25 protein-coding genes are annotated in these 24,948 nt (G+C 71.7%); 17 read left to right on the forward strand and 8 right to left on the reverse strand.

All coding sequences use genetic code 11. The features are described from left to right. Positions 1–72 precede the first annotated feature (72 nt). The 6 genes from G6553_RS11900 (at position 73) to G6553_RS11925 (ending at position 3,723) form a co-directional block, all read left to right on the forward strand. The gene (locus G6553_RS11900) at positions 73–996 is read left to right on the forward strand and encodes an asparaginase (protein WP_347565674.1); all 924 of its coding nucleotides are present in this window, start codon (positions 73–75) and stop codon (positions 994–996) included. A 101-nt stretch (positions 997–1,097) separates the two neighbouring features. Then, complete coding sequence (locus G6553_RS11905; RefSeq protein ID WP_166192833.1) at positions 1,098–1,496, forward strand: helix-turn-helix transcriptional regulator; 399 nt, start codon at positions 1,098–1,100, stop codon at positions 1,494–1,496. A gap of 23 nt (positions 1,497–1,519) precedes the next feature. Next, positions 1,520–2,218, forward strand: coding sequence for a hypothetical protein (locus G6553_RS11910; protein WP_166192836.1), 699 nt, complete (start codon positions 1,520–1,522; stop codon positions 2,216–2,218). A 228-nt stretch (positions 2,219–2,446) separates the two neighbouring features. Beyond that, a complete protein-coding gene (gene dtd / locus G6553_RS11915; protein WP_166192839.1) occupies positions 2,447–2,881 on the forward strand; it encodes a D-aminoacyl-tRNA deacylase in 435 nt (144 codons plus the stop codon). A gap of 86 nt (positions 2,882–2,967) precedes the next feature. Continuing rightward, the gene (locus G6553_RS11920) at positions 2,968–3,246 is read left to right on the forward strand and encodes a DUF2516 family protein (protein ID WP_242680355.1); all 279 of its coding nucleotides are present in this window, start codon (positions 2,968–2,970) and stop codon (positions 3,244–3,246) included. Between the two features lie 123 nt (positions 3,247–3,369). Next, positions 3,370–3,723, forward strand: a complete 354-nt coding sequence (locus tag G6553_RS11925; protein WP_166192845.1) for a phosphomannose isomerase type II C-terminal cupin domain — start codon at positions 3,370–3,372, stop codon at positions 3,721–3,723. Here the strand turns inward: G6553_RS11925 and G6553_RS11930 are convergent. Together G6553_RS11930 and rfbB are read right to left on the reverse strand one after the other, a co-directional pair. Further along, on the reverse strand, positions 3,702–5,111 hold the full coding sequence (locus G6553_RS11930) for a bifunctional dTDP-4-dehydrorhamnose 3,5-epimerase family protein/NAD(P)-dependent oxidoreductase (protein ID WP_207619677.1): 1,410 nt from the start codon (positions 5,109–5,111) through the stop codon (positions 3,702–3,704). The genes G6553_RS11925 and G6553_RS11930 overlap by 22 nt on opposite strands. Before the next feature lie 30 nt (positions 5,112–5,141). Then, positions 5,142–6,140, reverse strand: a complete 999-nt coding sequence (gene rfbB / locus G6553_RS11935) for a dTDP-glucose 4,6-dehydratase (protein ID WP_166192851.1) — start codon at positions 6,138–6,140, stop codon at positions 5,142–5,144. 35 nt (positions 6,141–6,175) lie between these two features. On the opposite strand from rfbB, the gene rfbA reads away from it, so the two are divergent. After that, a complete protein-coding gene (gene rfbA, locus G6553_RS11940; protein WP_166192854.1) occupies positions 6,176–7,039 on the forward strand; it encodes a glucose-1-phosphate thymidylyltransferase RfbA in 864 nt (287 codons plus the stop codon). Positions 7,040–7,110: 71 nt separating this feature from the next. Further along, complete coding sequence (locus G6553_RS11945; RefSeq protein WP_166192857.1) at positions 7,111–8,541, forward strand: polysaccharide biosynthesis tyrosine autokinase; 1,431 nt, start codon at positions 7,111–7,113, stop codon at positions 8,539–8,541. Between the two features lie 163 nt (positions 8,542–8,704). On the opposite strand, the gene G6553_RS11950 is transcribed toward G6553_RS11945, so the two are convergent. After that, positions 8,705–10,105: a sugar transferase gene (locus G6553_RS11950; protein WP_166192860.1), complete on the reverse strand. Its 1,401-nt coding sequence runs from the start codon at positions 10,103–10,105 to the stop codon at positions 8,705–8,707. 238 nt (positions 10,106–10,343) lie between these two features. After that, the gene (locus G6553_RS11955; protein ID WP_166192863.1) at positions 10,344–10,481 is read right to left on the reverse strand and encodes a hypothetical protein; all 138 of its coding nucleotides are present in this window, start codon (positions 10,479–10,481) and stop codon (positions 10,344–10,346) included. Between the two features lie 162 nt (positions 10,482–10,643). Between G6553_RS11955 and galE the strand changes: the two genes are divergently transcribed. Further along, a complete protein-coding gene (galE, locus tag G6553_RS11960; RefSeq protein WP_166192865.1) occupies positions 10,644–11,648 on the forward strand; it encodes a UDP-glucose 4-epimerase GalE in 1,005 nt (334 codons plus the stop codon). An 87-nt stretch (positions 11,649–11,735) separates the two neighbouring features. Here galE and G6553_RS11965 read toward each other — a convergent pair whose 3' ends face one another. The 3 genes from G6553_RS11965 to G6553_RS11975 all read right to left on the reverse strand — a co-directional run bounded on the left by G6553_RS11965 (position 11,736) and on the right by G6553_RS11975 (position 14,980). Further along, on the reverse strand, positions 11,736–13,481 hold the full coding sequence (locus G6553_RS11965) for a DUF4012 domain-containing protein (protein WP_166192868.1): 1,746 nt from the start codon (positions 13,479–13,481) through the stop codon (positions 11,736–11,738). Positions 13,482–13,582: 101 nt separating this feature from the next. Then, positions 13,583–13,996, reverse strand: coding sequence for a hypothetical protein (locus G6553_RS11970; RefSeq protein WP_166192871.1), 414 nt, complete (start codon positions 13,994–13,996; stop codon positions 13,583–13,585). A gap of 366 nt (positions 13,997–14,362) precedes the next feature. Next, positions 14,363–14,980 (reverse strand): TetR/AcrR family transcriptional regulator, encoded by a 618-nt coding sequence (locus G6553_RS11975; RefSeq protein WP_166192874.1) that lies wholly within the window; start codon positions 14,978–14,980, stop codon positions 14,363–14,365. A 41-nt stretch (positions 14,981–15,021) separates the two neighbouring features. On the opposite strand from G6553_RS11975, the gene G6553_RS11980 reads away from it, so the two are divergent. The 8 genes from G6553_RS11980 to G6553_RS12015 all read left to right on the forward strand — a co-directional run bounded on the left by G6553_RS11980 (position 15,022) and on the right by G6553_RS12015 (position 24,077). Further along, positions 15,022–15,975, forward strand: coding sequence for a glucosyl-3-phosphoglycerate synthase (locus G6553_RS11980; RefSeq protein ID WP_166192877.1), 954 nt, complete (start codon positions 15,022–15,024; stop codon positions 15,973–15,975). Then, complete coding sequence (folP, locus tag G6553_RS11985; protein WP_166192880.1) at positions 15,972–16,835, forward strand: dihydropteroate synthase; 864 nt, start codon at positions 15,972–15,974, stop codon at positions 16,833–16,835. The genes G6553_RS11980 and folP overlap by 4 nt, the downstream gene beginning before the upstream one ends. Before the next feature lie 5 nt (positions 16,836–16,840). Then, positions 16,841–17,308: a hypothetical protein gene (locus G6553_RS11990; RefSeq protein WP_347565675.1), complete on the forward strand. Its 468-nt coding sequence runs from the start codon at positions 16,841–16,843 to the stop codon at positions 17,306–17,308. Next, positions 17,305–17,988 (forward strand): dihydrofolate reductase family protein, encoded by a 684-nt coding sequence (locus tag G6553_RS11995; RefSeq protein ID WP_166192886.1) that lies wholly within the window; start codon positions 17,305–17,307, stop codon positions 17,986–17,988. Before G6553_RS11990 ends, G6553_RS11995 begins: the two co-directional genes overlap by 4 nt. 129 nt (positions 17,989–18,117) lie before the next feature. Beyond that, on the forward strand, positions 18,118–19,122 hold the full coding sequence (locus G6553_RS12000) for a permease (RefSeq protein WP_166192888.1): 1,005 nt from the start codon (positions 18,118–18,120) through the stop codon (positions 19,120–19,122). Continuing rightward, the gene (locus G6553_RS12005; protein WP_166192891.1) at positions 19,119–19,835 is read left to right on the forward strand and encodes a TIGR03943 family protein; all 717 of its coding nucleotides are present in this window, start codon (positions 19,119–19,121) and stop codon (positions 19,833–19,835) included. Before G6553_RS12000 ends, G6553_RS12005 begins: the two co-directional genes overlap by 4 nt. A gap of 19 nt (positions 19,836–19,854) precedes the next feature. Further along, positions 19,855–20,292: a hypothetical protein gene (locus G6553_RS12010; protein ID WP_166192894.1), complete on the forward strand. Its 438-nt coding sequence runs from the start codon at positions 19,855–19,857 to the stop codon at positions 20,290–20,292. 263 nt (positions 20,293–20,555) lie between these two features. Beyond that, entirely contained in the window at positions 20,556–24,077 is a 3,522-nt protein-coding gene (locus G6553_RS12015; RefSeq protein WP_166192897.1) for a M1 family aminopeptidase, read from the forward strand. Between the two features lie 415 nt (positions 24,078–24,492). On the opposite strand, the gene G6553_RS12020 is transcribed toward G6553_RS12015, so the two are convergent. Continuing rightward, on the reverse strand, positions 24,493–24,948 hold a 456-nt coding region (locus tag G6553_RS12020), incomplete at its 5' end, for a hypothetical protein (protein WP_207619678.1).

The following is a 24,948-nucleotide window of genomic DNA, read 5'->3' on the forward strand; positions in this document are numbered from 1 at the left end:
AACCGTCGTGGTTGGGTTGGCCGTATGGCTGCTCCTGATGCTCCCGGTCCTGTCGTCGCTGGACCCGTCGTCGTGGCAGAGGTGGTCCGCTCCGGCTTCGTCGAGGGCCGCCACCACGGCTCGGTCGTCGCGCTCGGCGCCGACGGCACGGTGGAGTGGTCGATCGGCGACGTGACGTCGCCCGTGCTGCCGCGGTCGTGCAACAAGCCGGTCCAGGCGCTGGCGATGGTGCGGCACGGTCTGGACCTTCCGCCGGACCTCCTGGCGCTCGGCTGCGGGTCGCACTCGGGTGAGCAGCTGCACGTGGACGGCGTACGCCGGATCCTTGCCACCGTCGACCTCGACGAGTCGGCGCTGCAGACGCCCGAGGACTACCCGCTCCACGAGGAGGTGCGCCTCGCGCACGTCCGGGCGGGTGGCCAACGGACGCGCATCCACATGAACTGCTCGGGCAAGCACGCCGCGATGCTCGCCACCTGCGTCGTCAACGGCTGGGACACCGCCACGTATCTCGACCCGCACCACCCGCTGCAGGTGGCGATCACCGAGACGTTCGTCGAGCTGACGGGCGAGCCGGTCGCTGTCGCGGCCACCGACGGCTGCGGCGCGCCCCTGTTGTCGACGTCGCTGACCGGTCTCGCGCAGGGGTTCCGGACGCTCGCCGTGGCGACCGACGGCCCGGAAAGGCGGGTCGCCGACGCGATCCGGCAGCACCCCGAGATGGTCTCCGGCACGACCCGCGACGAGCGGGACGTGCTTGCCGCCGTCCCGGGCGCGATCGGGAAGATGGGTGCCGAGGCGTGCCATGCGCTCGCGCTGCCCGACGGGCGGGCCTTCGCGCTCAAGATCGACGACGGCGCCGACCGGGCTCGCCGGGTGGTGCTGGCAGCCGCCCTCGAACGGGCCGGGGTCGCGGACGGCGCCGTGCGCCGGACCGGCCTGGTCGAGCTGCACGGCGGTGGGCGGGTCGTGGGAACTGTCCGGGCAGCGGTCTGAGACGTGCAAGCCGGCGGCAAGCGGCGTACCTGCTCCCGATTGTGCGACCACTCACGCTGCTAGCACTTGCAAGCGCTAGCAGGAGCAAGCACTATGGGGACATGGCCAAGGGGAAGGTGGGGACCGCAGTCGGGTCCCTTGGGGACTACTTGCGGGAGCAGCGCACCGCCGCGTCGCTCTCGCTCCGCCAGCTCGCCGAGCAGGCGGGTGTCTCCAACCCCTACCTGAGCCAGATCGAGCGGGGGCTCCGCAAGCCCTCGGCAGAGGTGCTCCAGCAGATCGCCAAGGCGTTGCGCATCTCCGCTGAGCAGCTCTACGTCCGCGCCGGCATCGTCAGCCCGGAGGACGGGATCGGGAGCTCCGTCGAGCTCGCGGTCCTGAACGACGCGCGGCTGACCGAGCGGCAGAAGCAGTCCCTACTCGACATCCACGCCTCGTTCCTGGCCCTCAACGCCGGTCAGCCCCAGGACGATCCAGCGTTGCCCGACACCCAGGACTGACCACCACCGAAGGAGAGAACGACATGGCGAAGACCACGTTCGACATCAAGACCCTGGCCGACAAGACGTTGGCCGACATCGAGATCCCCGCGGCCGCGAAGCGCCCGCTGTACGCCGGCGTCGGCGCCACCGACCTCGTCGTGGGCTACGTCCGCGACTACGCCGCGGACGTGCAGAAGCGGTTCGCCGCGACCCAGGAGACCGTGCAGAAGTCGGTCGCCGACCTCGACCTCGAGCCCAAGGCGCTGCGCGACCAGGCGCTCGTCGCCGTCAACGCCCGCTTCGAGGCGCTCTCGAAGGACGCCAAGGGCCGCCGCGCCGCCGTCGAGGCCCGCGTCGCCGAGCTCCAGGACGAGGCCCGCGCGCTGCCGACCCGCCTGCAGAAGACCGTCGACGAGAACGTCGTTATCGTCTCCGACACCTACGCCGACCTCGCCAAGCGCGGCGAGCAGCTGCTCGCCCGGATCCGCCGCCAGGAGGAGACGCAGGCAACCGCCGCCGCGGCCAAGACCACCGTCAGCAAGGCCAAGACCACGCAGACGCAGACCGCCAAGGCGACCAAGTCGACCGCGCGCAAGACCACGAACACCGCCAAGCGGACCGTGAAGAAGACGACGGCCGCCCCCAAGAGCAGCGCCAAGGGCACCGCCACCGCCGCGAAGAAGACCGCCACCTCGGCGTCGAAGGCGACCGCCGCTGCCGCCAAGAAGGTCGGCGACTGAAGAACTGACGAGCAGCTGAGCCTGTTCTGAGCACGGAGGCCCCGGACCGGATGGTCCGGGGCCTTCGTCGTGTCTGCTGGTCGAGCAGGCGAGCGCCAGGGAGCCCTCGTCGAGGCCCGGTGGCTGCGATTGTGGCCCTGCGCTGGTGCGGGGGTTTCGACACGCTCAGGCCGTCAGACGGCCTTTGCTGCTCAACCAGCGGTGGCGCGGGTGCGAGAGGGTGGGATTGTGCGAGCCGTCGTCCAGCGCGTCCTGTCTGCGAGCGTCACCGTCGACGACGAGACCGTCGGGGCGATTGAGGGCCCCGGGCTGCTGGTCTATCTCGGGGTCACGCACGGCGACGGGCAGGCTGAGGTGGCCTGGATCGCTCGCAAGATCTGGGACGTGCGGTTGCTGCGCGAGGAGCGGTCGGCTAGCGACGTCGGCGCGCCGGTGCTCGTGGTCAGCCAGTTCACCTTGTACGGCGACGCGCGAAAGGGCCGGCGCCCCACGTGGCAGGCCGCGGCGCCCGGCCCGGTCAGCGAGCCGGCGTACGACGCCGTGTGTGCGGAGCTCGAGCGCCTCGGTGCTCGCTTGGAGCGGGGGCGGTTCGGCGCGGACATGCGGGTCGAGTCGGTGAACGACGGACCGATCACGTTGATCCTGGACACCGCTGAGCGGTGATCGGGGCGGCGGCGGGTTTCGAGGCGGTTGCTAGCGCAACCTCCTCAGCCAGCCGTAGTAAGCCGGCCGGATAGGCTGGTGCGGTGATGGACATCTTCGCCGTGCAGAGCTACGTGATGCTGCTCGTGATGTTCGTGCTGCTCGCGGTGAAGATATTCGCGTTCGTCAACAGCCTGCTGCACAGCGCCGAGGAGTACGAGGCGGCCGGGAAGCTGACCAAGACGGCGTGGTGCCTGATCCTCGGCATCGGGCTCGTCGTGCAGCTGCTGCCGGTCGGCCTGCTGCTGAACCTCGCGTTCACGATCGCGGCCTTCGTCTACCTGGCCGACGTGCGCCCGGCGCTGCTCGGGCTACGCCGCCGCTGACCGAACGGGCAGATCCCTGATCCAGCCGGGCTGGACCACCGCCGTTCCTTGAGCGTTGCTTGATGTGGCCTCGCTAACGTCCCGCTTCGCTGACGGAGGAGTCGGCGGGAGTGGGGGACTTCGATGATCGGCGAGTGCGACACCCGACCCTGGGGGACCTGGCAGGTCCTCGACGAGGGCGACGGGTTCAAGGTCAAGCGCATCACGGTCCGGCCACAATCGCGGCTGTCCTACCAGACCCACGAGCACCGCGCCGAGCACTGGGCCGTCGTCTCCGGCAAGGCCACCTGCGTGGTCGACGGGCGGGTCGTGCTGGCCGGACCAGGCGACTCCGTGGACGTCGCCATCGGCCAGCCGCACCGGATCACCAACCTCGAGGACGAGGACCTGGTGCTCATCGAGGTCCAGCTGGGCCCCTACACCGGGGAGGACGACATCTGCCGGCTCGAGGACGACTACGGGCGGCTGTCCGCCTGAGCCGTCCCTCCGCGGACGTACCGCTCGAGCGCGGCCATCGCGTCCTCGGGCTCGAACCCGGTCGCCCGGAGCTTCGCCAGGTCGAGGACGCTGTCGAGCGGCCGTGGCGCGAGCTGTTTGCCGTGCGAGTACGCCGCCGTGCTGGTCGACGTCACGTCCGACTCCTCGCGTCCGGCGAGGCGGAAGACGGCTCGCGCCACGTCGTACCAGCTGGTCGGCGCGCCACCGTTGGTGACGTTGTAGGTGCCGTACGGCGCCTGGCCGTCGAGCAGGTGGCGCGTGGCGTGGACCAGCTCGTCGGTGAACGTCAGCCGGCCGACCTGGTCGTCGACGACGGCGGGCGAGACGCCGTCGGCAGCGAGCCGCTGCATCGTGCGGACGAAGTTCGCGCCGTCGCCGACCACCCACGACGTGCGCAGCAAGTAGTGCCGCGGCGCGGTCCCGATGGCCACGTCTCCGGCCGCCTTGGACTGGCCGTAGACGCCCAGCGGTGACAGCGGCTCGTCCTCTTCGTGGCCGTCCGGGCCGACCGCCGTGCCGTCGAAGACGTAGTCGGTCGAGTAGTGGACCAGCGTGCAGCCGTGCTCGATCGACAGACGAGCGAGCGTGGCCGGCAGTGCCGCGTTGACCGCCCACGCGGCACGACGGCCCTCGGGCGTCTCCGCGGCGTCGACGCCCGTGTACGCCGCGGCGTTGAGCACGACGTCGGTGTCCCGCCACGGCAGTCCGGCCACGGCCTCGGAATCGGTCAGGTCGACCTCCTCGCGGCTGACCCGCCAGGCGCCCGGGAACGCAGCGACAAGCGCCCGTCCGACCTGACCGTCCGCGCCGAGGATCATCGGGCGGCGTACCGGCATCGGGTCGACGTCCGACAACCACGGGTTGGCTCGGTCCTTCTCCGACATCACGGACTCCGCCGGGGGGATCGGCCACGGGATGGCGAGCGCCGGGTCGGCTGCGTCCACGGCGACGTACGTCGCGTCCGGGCTCCAATGGTCGTTGACGAGGTAGGAGTAGGCCGTGCCGTCCTCGAGCGTCTGGTACGCGTTGCCCACACCGCGCGGGACGAGCACCGCGATCGACGGGTCGGCCTCGACGGTCACGACCTGTCCGAACGTCTCGCCCGCGCGGAGGTCGACGTACGCGCCGAACACGCGACCAGTGACGACCGAGATGAGCTTGTCCCACGGCTCGGCGTGGATGCCGCGCAGAGTCCCGCGCCGGTGGTTGTAGGCAACGTTGTGCTGCACCGGCCCGAGGTCGGGGAGGCCGAGGTCGGCGAGCTTGGCGCGCTGCCAGTTCTCCTTGAACCAGCCGCGGGCGTCCTCGTGGACGTCGAGGCGGACGAGGAGCAGGCCGGGGATCGGGGTCTCGACAAGCTCAACCAACGGGGGACACCTCAAGCATTGGAGGACACCTCATTGTCCCTTCGCGGCGTACGCCGCCTCGGTGGCCGCCTTGGCCGGACGCCACCACGCCTCGTGGGCGTCGTACCACTCGATCGTGTCGGCCAGCCCCGCCTCGAAGTCGGCGAACCGCGGCCGCCAGCCGAGCTCGGCTCGCAGCTTCGTCGAGTCGATCGCGTAGCGGCGGTCGTGCCCCGCGCGGTCGGTCACGAACTCGATGTCGTCCTCGTCCCGCCCGAGGTGCCGCAGGATCGCGCGGACCACGTCGAGGTTGCTGCGCTCGCCGTCCGCGCCGACGAGGTAGGTCTCGCCGGCCGAGCCGCGCTCGATGATCGTGAGGACCGCCGAGGAGTGGTCGTCGGCGTGGATCCAGTCGCGAACGTTGAGCCCGTCGCCGTAGACCTTCGGCCGCCCGCCGTCGAGCACGTTCGTGACCTGGCGGGGGATGAGCTTCTCGATGTGCTGCCAGGGACCGTAGTTGTTGGAGCAGTTCGAGATCGTCGCCCGCACGCCGAAGCTGCGGACCCAGGCGCGCACCAGGTGGTCGGAGCCGGCCTTCGTCGCGGAGTAGGGGCTGCTGGGGTTGTAGGGCGTGGCCTCGATGAAGCGGCCCGGGTCGTCGAGCTCGAGGTCGCCGTAGACCTCGTCGGTCGAGACGTGGTGCAGCCGCGCGTCGTGGCGGCGGACAGCCTCGAGCAGGGTGAACGTGCCAACCAGGTTGGTGCGGACGAAGGGCGCCGGGTTGTCGAGCGAGTTGTCGTTGTGCGACTCCGCGGCGAAGTGGACGACCGTGTCGTGCTGCGCGACGAGCGGCTCGACCACGGCCTGGTCTGCGACGTCGCCGACCACGAGCCGGACCCGCTGCTCGGGCAGGCCGTCGAGGGCGGCCCGGCTGGCGGCGTACGTCAGCTTGTCGAGGACCGTCACCGCGGCATCGGTGTGCGCGATCACGTGGTGGACGAAGTTGGCGCCGATGAAGCCGGCGCCACCGGTCACGAGGAGTCGCTGCACCCGCCGAAGTCTAGGCGCGCGACTAGGGTCGGCCCATGCGCGGCATCATCCTGGCGGGCGGCACCGGCTCGCGGCTGCACCCGATCACCCGGGCGGTCAGCAAGCAGCTCATGCCGGTCTACGACAAGCCGATGATCTGCTACCCGCTCTCCACGCTGATGCTTGCCGGCATCCGCGACGTCCTGGTCATCACCACCCCGCACGAGCAGGACCAGTTCCTCCGGCTCCTGGGCGACGGGTCGTCGCTGGGCATCTCGATCGCCTACGCCGCGCAGCCGTCGCCGGACGGGCTGGCGCAGGCGTTCCTCATCGGCGCGGACTTCGTCGCCGATGACACGGTCGGGCTGATCCTCGGCGACAACATCTTCTACGGCTCGGGGCTCGGCACCCACCTGCGGCGGTTCGCCGACATCGACGGCGCGGCGGTCTTCGGCTACCAGGTCTCCGACCCGACGGCGTACGGCGTCGTGGAGTTCGACGGCTCAGGCCGGGCGATCTCGCTGGAGGAGAAGCCGGAACGTCCCCGCAGTCGGTACGCCGTGCCTGGCCTCTACTTCTACGGCGACGACGTCGTCGACCACGCCCGTGAGCTTCGACCGTCCGCGCGCGGGGAGCTGGAGATCACGGACCTGAACCGGCGCTACCTCGAGCAGGGCCGGTTGCAGGTCGAGGTGCTGCCGCGGGGCTCGGCCTGGCTGGACACCGGCACGTTCGACGCGATGAACGACGCCTCGAACTACGTGCGCGCCATCCAGGACCGGCAGGGGACGAAGATCGGTGCTCCGGAGGAGGTCGCCTGGCGGATGGGGTTCATCGACGACGACCAGCTGCGCGCACTCGGCGAGGGGCTCCGCGCGAGTGGGTACGGCGACTACCTGCTGGGGCTGCTCGAGCACTGACCGGCGACTGAACGTCGTGAGGCGCGTCCCCTTAGGATGCCCTGACGCTGCACCCGAACCAGGAGGACCACGTGGAGCTGCGGGACTACGCACGGATCCTGCGTCGGCGATGGGCGCTGATCGTCGTGGTGACCGCCCTGGTGCTCGGCGGCGCGGCGCTCCTGACGTTCACGGCCACGCCGCAGTACGCCTCCTCGACCAGCCTCTACGTCAGCACCAGCGACAGCGAATCGACCTCGGAGTCCTACCAGGGCGGGCTGCTCTCGCAGCAGAAGGTCACCTCGTTCGCGGAGCTCGCCACGAGTCGCCGCCTCGCCGACGCGGTGGCCGCCGAGATCGAGGGCGTCGACGCGGACGAGCTGCCGGAGAAGATCACCGCAGAGGTCAGCCCCGAGACCGTGATCCTCAAGCTCACCGCGACCGACCCCGACCCCGACGAGGCCCGGCTCATCGCGCAGACCTACGCCGAGGCGATGACCGACCTGGTGCGCGAGGTCGAGACCGGCGACGGCCAGGAGATGGCCGCGGTGAAGGCCACGATCGTCGACTCCGCCTCCGAGCCCGGCGGTCCCGTCTCGCCGCAGCCGGTCCGCAACCTCGGGCTCGGTCTCGTCCTCGGCCTGCTCCTCGGCGTTGGTCTCGCCGTGCTGCGCGAGGTGCTGGACACCAGCATCTCCAGCCTCGATGACCTCAACGGCACGACAGAGGCGCCGCTGCTCGGGACGATCGCGTACGACGCCTCGGCGCGCACCCGTCCCCTCATCACCACGCTCGACTCGCACGCCCCGCGTGTCGAGGCGTTCCGGGTGCTGCGCACGAACCTCCAGTTCGTCGATGTCGACGTCGCCAGCAAGGTCTTCGTCGTGACGTCGGCCGTCCCGGGGGAGGGCAAGACCACCACCTCGGTGAACCTCGCCGTCACCCTGGCCCAAGCAGGGACGAAGACGCTGCTGGTCGAGTCCGACCTGCGCCGCCCGAAGGCGTCGGCCATGCTCGACATCGACTACGCCGTCGGCGTGACGACGCTGCTCGTCGGCAAGGTCGCCCTCGACGACGTGATCGTCCGCCACGAGGAAACCGGCCTCGACGTGCTGCCGAGCGGCGCGATCCCGCCCAACCCTGCCGAGCTGCTGCAGTCTCGCGCGATGGGTGAGCTGCTGACCGAGCTGCGGACGCGGTACGACGTCGTCATCATCGACGCGCCGCCGCTGCTGCCGGTCACCGACGCCGCGCTGCTCTCGGCTCAGGCTGACGGTGCGCTCTTGGTGGTCCGCCACGGCAAGACGACCAAGGACCAGCTCGCCCAAGCCGTCGAGCGGCTCGACTCCGTCGACGCCCAGCCCATCGGCACGGTGCTCAACATGACGCCGGCCAAGAGCCGCGGCGGCTACGGCTACGGGTATGGCTATGGGTACGGCTACGGGTATGGCTACGCCCCCGAGGCGCCGAAGAGCACGGACACGGCGAAGCGCGGGCGTCGCGCCAAGCACGACGACGCCTGACTCGTCCCGCTGGTTGAGCAGGCGAGCCGTCGTCGAAACCCGGTGACGGTGGGCGCCGCCCTGCGTATCTCCAGGGGTTTCGACTCGCTCAGGCCGCCAGCCGGCCTTCGCGGCTCAACCAGCGGTGACGCCGGCCTGCGCTGCTCAGCCAGCGGCAAGGCGTTCAGTAGGCTCCGCGGGAGCCGAAGACGGCGCCGAAGGTCTTCGCCAGGATCGAGAGGTCCTGCATCATCGACCAGTTGTCGACGTAGTAGAGATCGAGGCGCACCGCCTCGGACCACGACAGGTCCGAACGGCCGGAGACCTGCCACAGGCCGGTCATCCCCGGGCGGACGCGCAGACGGCGTACGGTGTCGCCCTCGTAGCGCGCGACCTCGAGGGGAAGCGGCGGCCGCGGGCCGACCAGGCTCATCTCGCCGCGGAGCACGTTGAAGAGCTGCGGCAGCTCGTCGAGGGACAACCGGCGCAGCCACCGGCCCGGCTTGGTGACCCGCGGGTCGTCCTTCATCTTGAACAGGCCGGCCTCGTAGCCCTGCTGGGCATGCAGCTCCTTGAGCCGCTGCTCGGCGTCGACCACCATGGTGCGGAACTTCAGGCACGGGAACTCTCGCCCGTCCTGCCCGACCCGGGTCTGCTTGAAAAGCACCGGGCCTCGGTCGTGCAGCTTGATCTGCAGCGCGGCCAGGAGGAACAGCGGGCTGAACGCGAGGATCAGGCCGGCGGAGCCGAAGGCGTCGAAGAGGCGCTTCCCCCAGCGCGAGGCGTCGGTGGCCCGCGGGGGATCGATGTGCATGAGCGGCAGACCGCCGACCGGGCGCACGCGGATGCGTTCACCGGACACGTCGGTGACGCTGGGTGCCACCACCAGCTGCACGTGCTCGTGCTCGAGGTCCCAGGCCAGCCGGCGCATCTGGGTGGCCGACCCGAGGGCTCCGCCGGCGATGAAGACCACGTCGGCGCCGGACTCCAGGACCACCGAGGTGATGTCGTCGGAGTTGCCGAGCACCGGAATGCCCGAACGGGTCTCCTCGTCGAGGTAATACGCCGGCGTCAGCGCGCCCACGACCCGGTAACCCAGCCAGCGCTCACGCCGAAGCACGGCGGCGATCTCGTCGATGTGAGCCGGAGAACCGGCGATCAGCACGCGGTGCAACAGCGAGCCACGCCGGCGTGCCTGGTGCAGGGCCCAGCGGACCGCGAAGCGGCCCAGCAGGAGGGTCGGGATGCCGATGGCGAAGGACAGGAAGTAGAAGCCGCGGGACAGCGGGTAGTCCGCGAAGAAGCACCCGACGCCGATCAGGGCGGCGGCGACCATCGAGCCGTTGAAGACGAGCTTGTACTCCTCGGTGCCGGCTCCGAAGACGCTCGGGCTGTACGCCCCTGCGACGAGCAAGGTGAGGACCCAGCCGAGCACCACGAGCGGTCCGGCGGTGCCGAGGTGGTGGGACACGTCGGCCGGGCTCGGGAAAATCCCGAACGTCTGGCGACCCGCCGCCGCGACCAGCACGGCCATGACGACGACCGCCACGTCGAGGACGAGCGCCGACGCGGGCAGGAAGCGCAACGACCGCGAGGGTGCGCCGGATCGCAGACGTGAGCGTCCTGAGGAGAGGACAGTCATGCGGTGTCCATCGGATGTCCCATGTGGCTCGAGCGGTCCCGTACGGCGTCGTTGCCGCAATCGGTCATCAGCACCGCATCCGGGTCTTCACCCAGCGCGGGCTGTGCCCGGACAATGTAAAGCCTCGCGGCACCTCGGCCCAGCCGATCGCCCGAAAGCGGACGGACGTGGTTCGTTCGGATCAGGCGGTCGGCGCGTCCATCGTGGCGACGTAGTGGTCGAAGGCGCCGGGCGCCTCGGGGTGCACGCCCTGCCGCTCGCACCAGCTCTCGTAGGGCGTCGCCCACTGGTCCTCGACGGGTTGGCCCACCAAGCTCATGTCGTCCTCCGATGTGCGTGCCTGACCGGCTGTTCCCGCGGTGTACCTCGGCCAAACCTCGGGTGACGGATTTGTTACCTACGAGTCGCGGCGCGCCGCGTCGTCGACCGGCGCCGGTCGTCCGTCGCCGGCTCGTCGCCCGCGGACGCTAGCCTGCCGCTCATGAAGGTCCTGGTCACCGGCGGCGCCGGCTACATCGGTTCGACGACCTGCAAGGCGCTCGAGGAGGCCGGGCACGTGCCCGTCGTGCTCGACTCGCTGCTCACCGGCCCGCGCGTCTTCGTCGGCGACCGCGCGTTCTACAAGGGCGACATCGCGGACCGCGCCCTCCTGCGTCGCATCGCTGCGGAGCACCCCGACCTTGACGCCACCATCCACATGGCCGCGCGGATCGTCGTGCCGGAGTCGGTCGAGAAGCCGTTCGAGTACTACCGCGACAACGTCGCCAAGTCACTCGAGCTCTTCGACGAGCTCGACGGTCTCGGCCTGGGGCGGGTGCTGTTCTCCAGCTCCGCGAGCCTCTACGCGACGAAGGACTCCTTCGAGGTCACCGAGGAGGACCCGCTCGCGCCGCAGTCGCCGTACGCCCGGACCAAGCGGATGATGGAGCAGGTCCTCGAGGACATGGCGGCCGCGACCGACCTGCGAGCGATCATCCTGCGCTACTTCAACCCCATCGGCTCCGACCCCGACCTGGAGACGGGCATCTACGCCCGGGAGCCTTCGCACGTGCTCGGCCAGCTGGTCATGGCCGCGCGCGGGCAGAAGGACGCCTTCACCATCACCGGCGTGGACCACCCGACCCGGGACGGCACCGGCATCCGGGACTACATCCACGTCTGGGACATCGCCCGCGCCCACGTGCGCGCGGTGGAGAGGTTCGACGACGTGCTCGCCGCCGTCGACGCGCCGAGCACGGTCATCAACCTCGGCACCGGCAGCGGCGTCACCGTCCGTGAGCTGGTGGCGTCGTTCGAGCGGGTCTTCGGCTCGTCGGTGCCGACCGCCGAGGCGCCGCCACGGCCGGGCGACGCCGTCGGCGCCTTCGCGAACGTCGACAAGTCGCGGCGGCTGCTGGACTGGTCGACCGAGCTGTCGCTCGACGACGCCATCGCCTCCGCGCTGGCGTGGGGGGAGAAGCGCAAGGAGATCCTCGGCTACGAGTGACCGGGGTTGCGGCCCTGCGCACGTCGCGGGGTTTCGACATCGCTCAGGCCGTCAGACGGCCTTCGCTGCTCAACCAGCGGGAGCCGGTCAGTCGCAGGCGCTGGGGTAGGTCGCCCTCGACCGGGTCGGCTCGATGGACGGCGTCGTGCGCATCTCGACGGCGCCGTCCTGGCCCTCCAGGGTGGTCATCCGCCACTCGACGTTCGTGACCTCGCCGGGCTCCAGCTCGGCGATGACCCGGGTGACCGGCCGACCCTCGTGCTCGAACCCCTGCACGTCGACCGGCCGACCGTTGAAGGTGACCCGGTCGATGGAACCCCCGACCGGGCCGTAGAGGTAGGCCGACACCAGCTGGGAGCCGACGTCCACGCTGTACCCCCCGCCCGTCACGTAGTCCGGAAGGGAGGCGACAGCGTTCGTGTCGACGGTGGACTCGAGGCGCAGGACTCCGTCGACGCGCTGACGGTCGTCCGTGCACGAAGTCGCAGCTGCCCGAACGGCGTGCCGGAGGAAGTAGGACATCTTCCCGATGCCGGTGTCGTCGAGGTAGACGCCGACCTGCGGACGGTCGGACTCCTCGCTCGGGAGCTCGCCGCTGACCCCGGACCCGGCCAGTGCGTCCTGCTCGGTCTCGTCGAAGGAGTGGACCAGCAGGCGACCTTCGCGAGCGCCGCGGCTCAGCGCCCGCAGCATGTCCTGAGGCGCCCCGCCACCGGCGGACACGCGATCAAAGACGGTCTTGGCCGCGTCGCGGAAGAAGGCGTCCTGGGCGGCCGGCTCCGGAAGACGCACGTACACCTGGTGGAGGAGCTCGTCGACGGCGTTGTCCGTCGTCAGCTCGACGCTGCCGACCTGGACCGGACCGGTCACTTCCAGCAGGTACGACAGCGCAACCGGGTCGATCGACAGCACGCCCGCCGGGTCCTCCGGCTGGGTCTCGACCCAGCGGGCCGCGATCAGCTCGGACGAACGCGGCCAGTCCGGGGTCAGGTTGGCGTCGAGGACGTAGCGGCCGAGGTTCGGGCCGAAGAGATCGCGCTCAGCGGTCGTGAGCGGGAGGACGGGCCCTTGCCGGCGGCCGAACGCGTTGCCCGCGACCTGGCGTACCAGCTCGACCCGCCCGTCGTCGGTCCGCACCACCGAGATCGCGCCGGGAAGGCCACCCGTCGCGCGGACCTCCGCGTTGTTCTGCATCACGAGGAGGAAGTCGCGCGGGCCGTCGGCGCCGAGCATGCTCGGCATGACCTCGAGCGCGGTGTGGGCCGCGCTCATGGCGCGTTGGGCCTCCCCGACCTTGTCGCGCAGCTCCCGGAACGCGACCGCGAGCCGGTCGACGTACCCACTGGGGTCGGCGTCGGTGAGCCGCTGATCGGCGTCGGTGAACGTCGCGTCCGCCCGCTCGACTGGTTGCCGAAGCCGCTCGAGCGCATCGAGGTCGACCCGGGCGTCCCTCGGGACGATCGAGTCCAGGTCGTCCGACACGGCGATGAGCGGGTCCACCCCGTCCGCCCCCAGCCCGGCGACGACGTCGCTCGCCAATGCGATCCCGTCGGCGTCGTCGCCGATGAAAGGCAGGACGCCCAGTGCGCGCCAGGTGAGGCCGGAGGTGCGGTCCGCCGCCTCCTCGCTGTGCCGCCGGAAGTCCTCGAGGGCTGCGCGTGCGCGGCCGGTCTCGGCGTCCTCGACCGCTGTCTGGACCGCGTCGGCGTCGTCGACCACCGCGCTCAGCGAGCGATTGACCTGGTACGCCGTCCACCCGACCCAGGCAGCGGCCGCAACCACCAGGACGACGACGAGAGCCAGGACGGTGCCGAGACGGCGGGGGCGAGGCATGGCGGGACCCTATCGAGCGGCAGGACGGTGACTTTCGGGACGAGCCGGCAAGAAACGACGAAGACCCCGGCCGATGGCCGGGGTCTTCGCACCAAGGCTGGTTACTTGACCGTGATCCAGTACGTCCGGGTGACGTACGCGAAGGGGGAACCCTTCTTCGGGAGCAGACGGACGGTCACCTTGTACTTGCCCGGGGCCAGGCCCTTGGGGCCCTGGATGGTGACCGCGCCGTTCTTGTTGACCTTCTTGAGCTTGTTCGAGACGACCGGCCCGCCGACCTGCTTGATCTTCATGCGGACCTGACCCTTGACGGTCGCGTCCCCGTTGCTGTCGAACTTGACCTTGACCTTCGGCCGCTCGCCGCGGTCGATGACCTTGTCCTTGACGACCTCGGTCTGGGGCTTGGTGCAACCGCTGTAGCCGTTGCAAGCCGCGTTGGCCGCACCGGTGCTGGCGCCGACGAAACCGGCGGCCATGAGCACGGACGCCAGGAGTCCGATGATGAGCTTCTTCATAGTGGGTATCTCCCCATGTGGCGCCCGGGGGGACGCATCGCGTGCAAGACGTGCAGATCTTTGCACAGCCGCGGCGCCTATACCGCATCCTTGCTGGATTACCAATCAGTAGTTCACAGAACTCACCGGTTTCGGTGACATGCGCCGCCGCACCAGGTCCAGACAGCTCGGCCGTGCAGGTGTGGTCCGTGCCACCAGCCTGATCGGTTCGCCTGCGTCAGGTTCTCCGGCGTTGCACCCTGAGGGCATGTGGAGGGGGATCAAGAAGTGGAAGCGTCGAGTGAAGTGCCGGGTCAAGCACGGACCCGCCTGTCCGCACGTGAGCGGCTTCCACTGAGCTGACGAGGTGGTGCCGGCGCTGCCGGCTCAGGTCGCGCCGGCGCCGGCCAGCACGAAGTCGACGATCGACGCCACCTGGGCCTGCAGGTCGGGCTCGCCGGCAGCGGTGCCCCCGCCGGGCAGGAGCAGGCGGTTCATGGTGACCGCGCCGTACAGGCAGAGCACGAGGGTCGCGGCAGGCAGGTCCGCGGGGACCTCGCCACGGTCGACCGCGCGCCGGAGGATCGGCAGCACGGCGTCGGTGTGGTGGCGGGCGACCCGTTCGGTGAACGAGCCGAGCGACGACGGAGCGCCGGCGGCGTCGACGATCATCCGGACCGTCGCCCAGCCGGCCGGGTCCAGGTAGTGGCGGAACAGGTTGGTCGCCAGCGCCTCGAGGTCGCCGCGCAGCGAGCCGGTGTCGACGTCCTCGATGCCGGCCGCGCGGAGCTCGACGGCGTCGACGAGGAGCGAGTCCTTGTCGCGCCAGCGCAGATAGACCGTCGACTTGCCGACGCCGGCCCGCCGGGCGACCGCGTCGATGGTGAAGCCGGCCCAGCCGCGCTCGCCGTACTCCTCCAGCGCCGCCTCCAGGATCCGCGCCTCCGCTCCCGGCGTGCGCGGGCGGCCGCGGCTGCGGCGCGGCGCGGGGGAGGGGGACGCCATGCCCGCGATTCAACCACCCGGCCGCCGACTACGTTGGCGGCATGGTTGTCGATGCTGCGGACGGCGGCTGGTTCGCCCGCAACACCTCCCACTGGGACGACTGGTCGCTCGACGACCTCGTCGCGGCGAAGGGCTCCCAGCGGGTCAGCCTCGTGGTCCCCGCGCGCAACGAGGCCGGCACCGTCGGCGACGTCGTCACCCGGGTGCGGGAGGCGCTCGTCGAGACGGTCGCGCTCGTCGACGAGGTCGTGGTGATCGACTCCGACTCCACCGACGCGACGTACGACGTGGCGAGCGACGCCGGCGCGGTCGTCCACCGCTCCGCCGAGGTGCGGCCCGACCTCGGCTCGCGGCCCGGCAAGGGCGAGGCGATGTGGAAGTCGCTCTTCGTGACCACCGGCGACGTCCTCGTCTTCATGGACGCCGACCTCACCGAGTGGGACACCCACTTCGTGCCCGGCCTGCTCGGCCCGCTGCTGACCCGGCCGGACGTCGCCCTGGTCAAGGGTTTCTACGAGCGGCCGGGGGCGGAGGGGCCGTACGACGGCGGGCGGGTGACCGAGCTCGTCGCTCGGCCGCTCGTCGCGCTCGAGCACCCCGAGCTGGCCGGCCTCGTGCAACCGCTCGCGGGGGAGTGGGCCGTGCGGCGGTCGCTCTTCGAGGCGCTGCCCGTGCCGGTCGGGTACGCCGTCGAGCTGGCCGCCCTCGTCGACACCGCCTCCCTGCTGGGGGTCGACGCGATCGCACAGGTCGACCTCGGGCGACGGGACCATGCGCACCAGGCGTTGCACGACCTCGGTGCGATGGCGACGCAGATCCTGGCCGCCATGGCGCGGCGGCGAGGCGCGACGGGTTTCGAGACAGGCGCTAGCGCGCCTTCCTCAACCAGCCGAGCAGTGACCCTCCGGCAGTACCAGCCCGGCCCGGACGGCATCACGCCGGTCGAGCGCCAGGTGCTCGTCTCGGAGCGCCCGCCGGCGAGGTCCGTGGCATGACCCTGCGACTCGGACGACACGAGTTCGACGACGACCGGACGCTGATGATGGCGATCGTCAACCGGACGCCCGACTCGTTCTACGACAAGGGCGCCACCTGGGCGGAGGACAAGGCCTTCGACCGGGTCGCCCAGGTCGTCGACGAGGGCGCCGAGATGGTCGACATCGGCGGCATCAAGGCTGCCCCCGGCGAGGAGATCGACGAGGTCGAGGAGAAGCGGCGGGTCGTCGACTTCGTGGCGCGGATTCGGGCGGCGTACCCCTCGCTCGTCATCTCCGTCGACACCTGGCGCGCCTCGGTCGGCGACGCGGTCTGCGAGGCGGGCGCGGACGTCCTCAACGACGCCTGGGGCGGCGCCGACCCCGCCCTGGTCGACGTGGCCGCGAAGCACGACGTCGCGCTGATCTGCACGCACACGGGTGGGGCGGTGCCGCGGACGCGGCCCTACCGGGTGGAGTACGACGACGTGGTGCGGTCCGCGATCGACGACACCGTGGCGTACGCCGAGCGGGCGCTCGCCGCGGGCGTCGCGCGGGAGTCGCTGGTGATCGACCCGGCGCACGACTTCGGCAAGAACACCTTCCACTCCCTCGAGATCACCCGCCGGCTCGGTGAGATGGTGGCGACCGGGTGGCCGGTGCTGGTGTCGCTGTCGAACAAGGACTTCGTCGGCGAGTCGCTGGACCTGCCGGTCGGCGAACGGCTCACCGGCACGCTGGCCGCGACCGCCGTCTGCGCGCTGGCCGGTGCGCGGATCTACCGCGTGCACGAGGTCGTCGAGACGCGTCAGGTCGTCGACATGGTGAACACGATCGTCGGGCGTCGGCTGCCCGCGCGGGCGATCCGGGGGCTCCAGTGACGCGCGTGGTGCTGGTTCCCGGCGCGCTGGCGCTGCTGCCGGAGTACGCCTCCCAGGTCGACCCGGTCGCCGAGCTGCGGGCGGCCGCGCTGGCGGCGGTGCGGTGGCTCGGGCCGGAGGCCGCGGTTCTCGGCGACACGCAGGGGGAGCGGGTGGCCGCAGCGCTGATGGGCGCCGCCGGCGTGCGGCGCGGTGGCACGGCGGCGTACCTCGTCGTCGGCAACGGCTCGGCCAAGCGCTCCGAGAAGGCGCCGGGGCACCTCGACGAGCGCTCCTTCGGCTTCGACGCGGCCCTGGGGGACGCGCTGGTCGCCGGCGACCTGTCCGGCGTCGACTGGTCGCTCGCCGACGAGCTGTGGGCGTCGGTCGACGGGCTGCGTCGGGCTTCGCCTCTTGTCAGTGGGAGTGCTGCGGTGGACTACGCCGACGACCCGTACGGCGTGCAGTACTGGGTCATGAGGTGGGGCTCGTGAGGGTCCTGCTCGGCCCGCAGGGTCTCGACGAGCTCGACCGACCGGAGCTGCCCGACCTGTACGCCGTGCCGCGACGCCCGTGGCTGCGGGCGAACATGGTCAGCACCGTCGACGGCTCCGCCACCGGCGCCGACGGGCGTAGCGGGTCGATCAACAACGCCGCGGACCACCGGGTCTTCCGGGTGCTCCGGTCGCTCGCGGACGCGATCGTCGTCGGCGCCGGGACGGCCCGGGCGGAGGGGTACGGACCGGCCGACGTGCCGCTCGTGCTGGTGTCCCGGCGGGCCGAGGTGCCCGAAGGCCTGCGGGGTCACGAGCCCGGCCGGGTGCTGGTGGCGACGTGCGCCGCTGCCGAGCGCCTGGACGAGGCGCGGTCGCTGCTGGGTGAGGACAACGTGCTGGTCCTCGGCGAGGACTCGGTCGACCTGGTCGCGCTGCGCGACGCCCTGGTCGGTCGCGGCTACGAGAGCCTGCTCTCCGAAGGTGGGCCGCACCTGCTGCGGGACCTGGTCGCCGCCGGCCTCGTCGACGAGCTGTGCACCACGGTCGTCCCGACCGTCGTCGCTGCGGACGGTCCTCGCATCTCCGCCGGCCCGCGCGTCGACGTACCGCTCACGCTCGAGCTGCTGCTCGAGGACGCCGGCACGCTGCTGGCGCGGTGGTACGTCGACCGGACCTGAGGGGCGAGCCGCGGCGCGACGAGCGGGTTGCAGTCCGGTGTCCGGCGGGTCTCGACCCGGTCGAACCCGAGACGTCGCCTCGCCCATGGGCGAGGATCAGCGGTCGACGACCTGCCCCAGGAGAGCACCGTGACCACCACGACCACCCGGTCGCCCAGCACGACGGACGCCACCGGGCGTCGGCGACCGCGCCCCGGTCAGCTCGAGCTCGTCGCGGTCGCCCTGCTGGTGGCGCTGGGGTCCGCCCCGGTGGTCGGCCCGCTCCTGGACCGGCCCGAGGTCGTCACCTGGAGCACGGTCTTCCTCGCCATCGTGGTGCAGTCGACGCCGTTCCTGGTGCTGGGGGTGCTGCTGTCGGCCGCCATCTCGGTGCTGCTCTCTGAGCGAGTGCTCGCCCGGGTCGTGCCGAAGCGGCCGGTCCTCGGTGTCCCCGTCGCCGGCGTCGCCGGCTTGGGCCTGCCAGGGTGCGAGTGCGCGGCCGTCCCGATCGCCGGCAGCCTGATGCGCCGTGGCATCGCCCCGGCGGTCGCGTTGACCTTCCTGCTGGCCGCGCCAGCGGTGAACCCCGCGGTGCTCGTGTCCACCGCCGTCGCCTTCCCCGGCCAGCCGGAGATGGTGCTGGCGCGCTTCATCGCCTCGCTGACCACCGCCCTGGTCGTGGGCTGGTGGTGCCTCTCGCGGGGCAGCCGGCTGCCGATCGTCCTGCGCGCGCGGTCGCTGCAGGACGAGGCGGGGGCGCGCGAGCGCTTCGTCGGCACCGCCCGTCACGACTTCGTGCACGCCGCCGGCTTCCTGGTCCTGGGCGCGATGCTGGCGGCCGCCGTCAACACCTTCGTGCCCCGCTCGATCGTCGACACCGTCGCGGGCCAAGCCGTCCTCGGCGTGCTGACCCTGGCCGCCTTCGCCTTCGTGGTCGCCCTCTGCTCGGAGTCGGACGCCTTCGTGGCTGCCAGCCTCACCGCCTTCTCCGACACCGCCAAGCTGGTGTTCCTCGTGGTCGGCCCCGCGATGGACGTCAAGCTCGCGGCGATGGAGATCGGCGCGTTCGGCTCGGCCTTCGCCCGCCAGTTCGTGCCGGTCGTCGTCGGGACGGCGGTCCTGAGCGCCGTCGCCACCGGTTGGTGGCTGCTGTGAGGCCTGCCGTCCAGGCGCTCCTGCTCGCCCTGCTCGCGGTCGTCCTGGTCCGACTCTCCGTGACCGGTGAGCACCTCCGCTACGTCGCCGACTGGATGAGGTGGCCCCTGCTGGCCAGCGCGGTGCTGCTCCTCGCGGCTGCTGCCGGACCGCTGGTCGCTGCCGTCCGCGGCGGCGCGCACGACCGCGGCGACGACCACGTCCACAAGCACGACCACGAGCACGGCCACGGCGTACCGCTGGTGACGTGGCTGCTCGTCCTCCCCGCCCTGGTCGCGGTCGTGGTCGACCCGCCGGAGCTCGGTTCCTACCTGGCCGAGCGTCGCGCCGGGGACACCACGATGGTCGCCGAGCCCGACGAGGTGACCGTCCTCGACGGCTCACAGCTCGCCGCAGTCCCGCTCGACGAGTTCATCTGGCGGGCCCAGGAGGGTGGCGCCACGCTCGAGGGGCAGCCGGTCACGCTGACCGGTTTCGTGAGCTACGGCGGCGACCGGTCCTGGTTCGTGACCCGGATGGCGATCAGCTGCTGCGCCGCCGACGCCGCGGCATACCGGGTCCAGGTCGAGGGCCCGGAGCGCCCGGCGCGTGACCAGTGGGTCGAGGTGGACGGGACGTACGTCGTGGGCTCGGGCACCGCCGCCGACACGGCCCCGTCCATCGCCGTCACCGAGGTCCGGCCCGTCGCCGCGCCGGAGCAGACCTATGGCTGAAGGGTCACGCGTCGCGCGCATGCCTCGGGTGGCGACCCTGCTGCTGGTCCTCGCCGTCCTCGCCGTCGCGCTCCTGGTGCGCCCGCCGGTCGACCGGATCGGGACGGCCGCGGGCGCCCCGGGCAGTCGCGCCACGACCGCCGAGGACTTCTGTGCCGGCATGGCGGCGCTCGACGACGCCCACCTCGCCTTCGCCAGCGACCCGTCGCCCGAGACCGTCGCTGAGCTCCGCGACCGGGCCGTGGCGATGATGGAGACGGTGGCCACCGCCGAGGTCGGTCCCCAGGTCGCGGCGGGCGTCGCCTATCGCGCGGGGCTCTTCGTGGGTCTCCCCAACGACGCGACGATCGACGACGTGACGTCCGCCGACGCTGCCGCCACCGTCACCGACAGCGCGAACGTCCAGGCGCTCTCGGATCACGTCCGCGGGGTCTGCGCCGATCCGGCCCGCCAGTAGGGCGCCGGCGAGAGCCGGTCCGGACCTCCGCCGGTCTGGACCGCCGGCCGGCCCACCGGCCGATGTCGGACAAAAGCGGCGTTCGACACAGGGAGGTAACAGATCGTCCCTACGGTGCGTGAAGGGCGCCGGCTCCGCGGCGGCCCGACGTGACGAGAAGAGGCCACGAGAGCATGACGCAGGCACCAGCCAGGGGGAGGCCGGTCCGCCGGCTCCGGCAGAGGACGACGGCGGCAGCAGCAGCCGCAGCGCTCGCATTCGGGATGCTGTCCGCAGCGCCGCTCGCGGCGCACGCCGAGCCGCTCGCGGCCGCCGCCGCAGACCCGATCGACGGCGCGCAGACGGTTGGCGACGCCCAGTTCCCCCACATCGGCAACGGCGGCTACGACGCCCGCCACTACGACCTCGACATCCGGTGGAGCCCCACCGGCGTCGTCGGCGGCATCATGGGGGGCGTCTTCGACGAGGCGAGCCTGCGGATGCAGGCCACCACCGCCGGCGCGCCGCTGAAGTCATTCGCGATGGACTTCCGCGGACTGACGATCGACTCGGTCAAGGTCGACGGCGTCGAGGCGGCCTACACCCGCGACGTGGTCACCGGCACGGCCTACGCGCCGACGCACAAGTACAAGCTCGTCATCACCCCGGTGACGCCGGTCGAGGGTGACTTCACCGTCGACGTCGCGTACCACGGCGTCCCCGAGCGGCACACCGACGCCGACAACTCGTGGGAGGGCTGGGTCGGTACCGCCGACGGTGCCACGTTCCTCGGCCAGCCCATCGGCGCGATGACCGGCTTCCCGCACAACAACGCCCCCGCGGACAAGGCGTCGTACACCATCGACGTCAACATCCCCGACACGCTCACCAACGCCGCCGGCCCGGGCGCAGCCGCGGCCGCCAGCAACGGCGTGCTGCAGGACCGGGTGGCCACCGACGAGGGCACCCGCACCACCTGGCGGTGGCGGATGGCCCAGCCCATGGCCAGCGAGCTGCTCGTCGTCTCGATCGGCAAGTACGACATGCACGTCGGCGAGGTCACCCTGGCCAGCGGCCGGGTCATCCCGGAGTGGTCGTTCATCGACTCCGCGCAATCGGCGGCGAACAAGACCACGTTCACCAACCGGCGTCCGGTCATCGGCCCGATCACCCGCGGCCTCGAAGGTGCCTTCGGGCCCTACCCGGGCGACGCCACCGGCGTGATCGTCGACATCGTCCCGAGCGGCATCAACTACGCCTTGGAGACCCAGGACCGCTCGTTCTTCCCGAGCGTCAGCAGCTTCAACGGCAACACGCTGATCCACGAGCTGGCCCACCAGTGGTTCGGCAACAGCGTCTCGCCCGGGCTGTGGACCGACATCTGGATCAACGAGGGGATGGGCACCTGGGGCCCGACCTACTACAACAGCGTCGTGGCCCCGGCCACGCCGAACTGGACCCAGCTCGAGACGACCTACTTCAACAGCTGGAACAACTCGGCGGCGTCGAGCGCGAACTGGCGGACCCCGCCCGGCGCCCAGACCAACTCGGCGGCCATCTACGGCTACCAGACCTACACCCGTGGCGCGCAGTTCTGGGAGGCGCTGCACACCGCCCTGCGCCGCGACGACTTCCTCGCGGTCGTGCGGGCCTGGCAGGACCGGTACGCCGGGACGAGCCCCCGTGGCGACCGGCTCAAGGACCTCGCCGAGGAGCTCTCCGGCCGTGACCTCGACGCGTTCTGGCAGGACTGGATCTACGACGGCGACAAGCCGGCCTGGCCGGGGAAGTACGACCTGTCGTTGAGCGCCGGACCCGCGACCGGGGAGGTCGAGCCCGGCGACGAGCTCACCTACACCCTCACCGCGCAGAACGTCGGCCGGGTCGTGCTCGCCGGCGCGACCGTCGAGGTCGACCTCCGGGACCTCCTCGACGACGCCACGCTCGGGGCGCTCCCGGACGGTGTCGCCGTCGAGGGCACGACCCTCACCTGGACCGTGCCGTCCACCCCGGCGACCCCCGGGGCCGACGTCGCGACCACCGCGTTCACGGCAGTCGTGGCCGACGACGCCTCGAGCGACACGCTCGCGGTCACCGCTGCTCCGGCCGCCGACTCCCTCGGAGGCCTGTGCGTCGAGTGCACCACGTCCCACACCGTCGACGAGCAGCCGCTCGCACTGGTGGCAGACCCGTCGATCACCGGCACCCCCGCCGTCGGCGAGACGCTGACCGCGGTCACCGACGGCTGGGCCGCGGACACGTCCTTCGCCTACCAGTGGAAGGTCGGCGGCGTCGCCGTCGACCGCGCGACGGGCTCGACCTTCGTTCCTCGCCCGGCCGACCTCGGCTCGACGGTCATCCTCGAGGTCACCGGCAGCAAGACCGGCTACGGCTCCGTCACGCGCACCAGTGCACCCACGGCCGCCGTCGAACTCGGCACCCTGACCGCCACGCCCGTGCCCACCATCACCGGTCTCGTCGAGGTCGGCCGGACGCTGACCGTCGATCCGGGGAGCTGGGACGACGATGTCGTCCTGACCCACCAGTGGCAGGTCGGCGGCATCGACGTGCCAGGTGCCACGGGGCCGACCTACGTGCCGACCACGACCGACCTCCGCAAGCCGGTCACCGTCGTCGTCACCGGGACCAAGACGGGCTACGCCCCCGTGTCTCGCACCAGCCTGCCCACCGGCCCGGTCGCCCCGAACAGCACCGTCGTGCCGCCGGCGCCGCTCACGCCCGGCCTGCCAGCTGTGACCGGCGCCCCGGCCGTGGGTGGGGTCCTCCGGGTCGTTCCCGGCGCCTGGGGCGACGGCGTCACCCTCGCCTACCAGTGGCTGGTCGGCGGCACGGCCGTGCCCGGTGCCACCGGCGAGACCTATGTCCCCTCGGCCGGCGACCTCGGTCGCGACGTCTCCGTGCGCGTGACCGGGTCCAGGAGCGGGAGCCAGTCGACGAGCGCCGTCAGCGAACCGGTCGGGCCGGTCGCGCCGGGCCGGCTCGTCCGAACGCCGACACCGGTCGTCGAGGGCTCGGCACGCTTCACGCGCACGTTGAACGCCCTGGCCGGCTCGTGGGACGACGGCGTCGAGCTGTCCTACCAGTGGCTCGTCGGTGGCGAACCAGTGCCAGGAGCGACGACCGTGGTCTTCGCGCCTCGGGTCGAGGACATCGGCAAGGCCGTCGCGGTCCGGGTCACCGGTGAGAAGGACGGTTACACCACAGAGGCCCGGGTCAGTGACGCGACGCAGCCGGTCGCGCCGGGCACCCTGGCGCTCACCCCGGTGCCGGCCGTCGACGGCGGCACGCCGCGCTTCGGTCGCACCCTGACGGCCGACCCCGGGACGTGGGACCGCGGGGTCACGCTCTCCTACCAGTGGCTGAGCGGGGGTAGGCCGGTGCCGGGCGCGACCAAGCCGAGCTACGTGCTCCGGGCAGCCGACGTCGGACGGCGGGTCTCGGTCGTCGTCACCGGTCGGCAGCTGGGTTACCGGACCGAGAGCCGGCGCAGTCGGCCCACTGTTCCGGTCGCCGGAGCGATCATCGACGTTCCTCGCGCGCCGAGGATCGTCGGGGCGTTGACCGTCGGCAGCACCCTGATCGCCCGCCCGGGCAGCTGGGGCAGAGGCGTGACGCTGCGCTACCGCTGGCTCGCCGGCGGCCGCGTGATCACGGGCGCGACCGGCCCGACGCTGGTGCTCGGCCCGGCCCAGCGCGGGTTGCGGATCAAGGTTCGCGTCATCGCCAGCAAGCCCGGTCACGACGTGGCGAGGACGACGAGCGAGCCGACGTCGCGGGTGCGGTGATCCGATGAACACGTGATGGGCCCGGCCTCAGCCGGGCCCATCACGCTTCGGATGTGGACGACGTCCCAGCGCCGACGGCCGGATCGGCGGGTCCGTTCAGCAGCTCGGCAGGGTCCGGGGTCGTCCCGCCGTGGTGCGGGGTGCGCTGGACCAGACCACTGGCCGTGGACGGATTCGGCGGGTTCCGCCTGGGTAAAGGGCCGCGACGACGCGGCGGTCTCGCGAGCGGCGGCGCTCCCCGCACATGGGAGTTCTCGAGACCGCCGCGTCCTCGCATTCTTCGGAGTACGGCGGTGGGGGTCGACGCCCTGCGCATCTCGCCGGGTTTCGACACGCTCGCTGGCGCTCGCTGCTCAACCAGCGGGGGTCGCTGGCGCTCGCTGCTCAACCAGCGGGGGTCGCTGGCGCTCGCTGCTCAACCAGCGGGGATCGGCTCCGAGGTCGGCTCGGCCACGGACACGAGGACGGCGTCCGGGTAGGTCTCGCGGAGCTGCTCGAGGTAGTCGACGAGCGCCTCGCGGGTGAGCTCGGTGGTGCCGAGGACGATGACCGTGCCGGGCTTGTCCGCCTTGTCGCCGTCGCGGAGGTCGAGGACCAGCTCGAGGGCGGTGCCGTCGGCCTCCTCGGGCACGAGCTCGAGGAGGGTCTCCTCGTCCTCGACGGTCTCCGGGTCGGTCGGCTCGGCCTCGGTGTCGACCACGCAGGTCCACTCGCGCTCGAGCGCGTCGGCGCACGGGTCGGCGACCGGCTGCGGCTCGGGAGTGGGGGTCGGCTGCGGCGCGGGGGTCGGCGTGGGCTGGGGCGTCGGCGGGTTCTTGGGCGGGTTCTTCGGGGGCGACTTCGGCGGGTTCGCCTGCTCGCAGTCCGCCTC

The sequence above is a fragment of the Nocardioides sp. IC4_145 genome (assembly GCF_011250565.1).
Taxonomy (GTDB): domain Bacteria; phylum Actinomycetota; class Actinomycetes; order Propionibacteriales; family Nocardioidaceae; genus Nocardioides.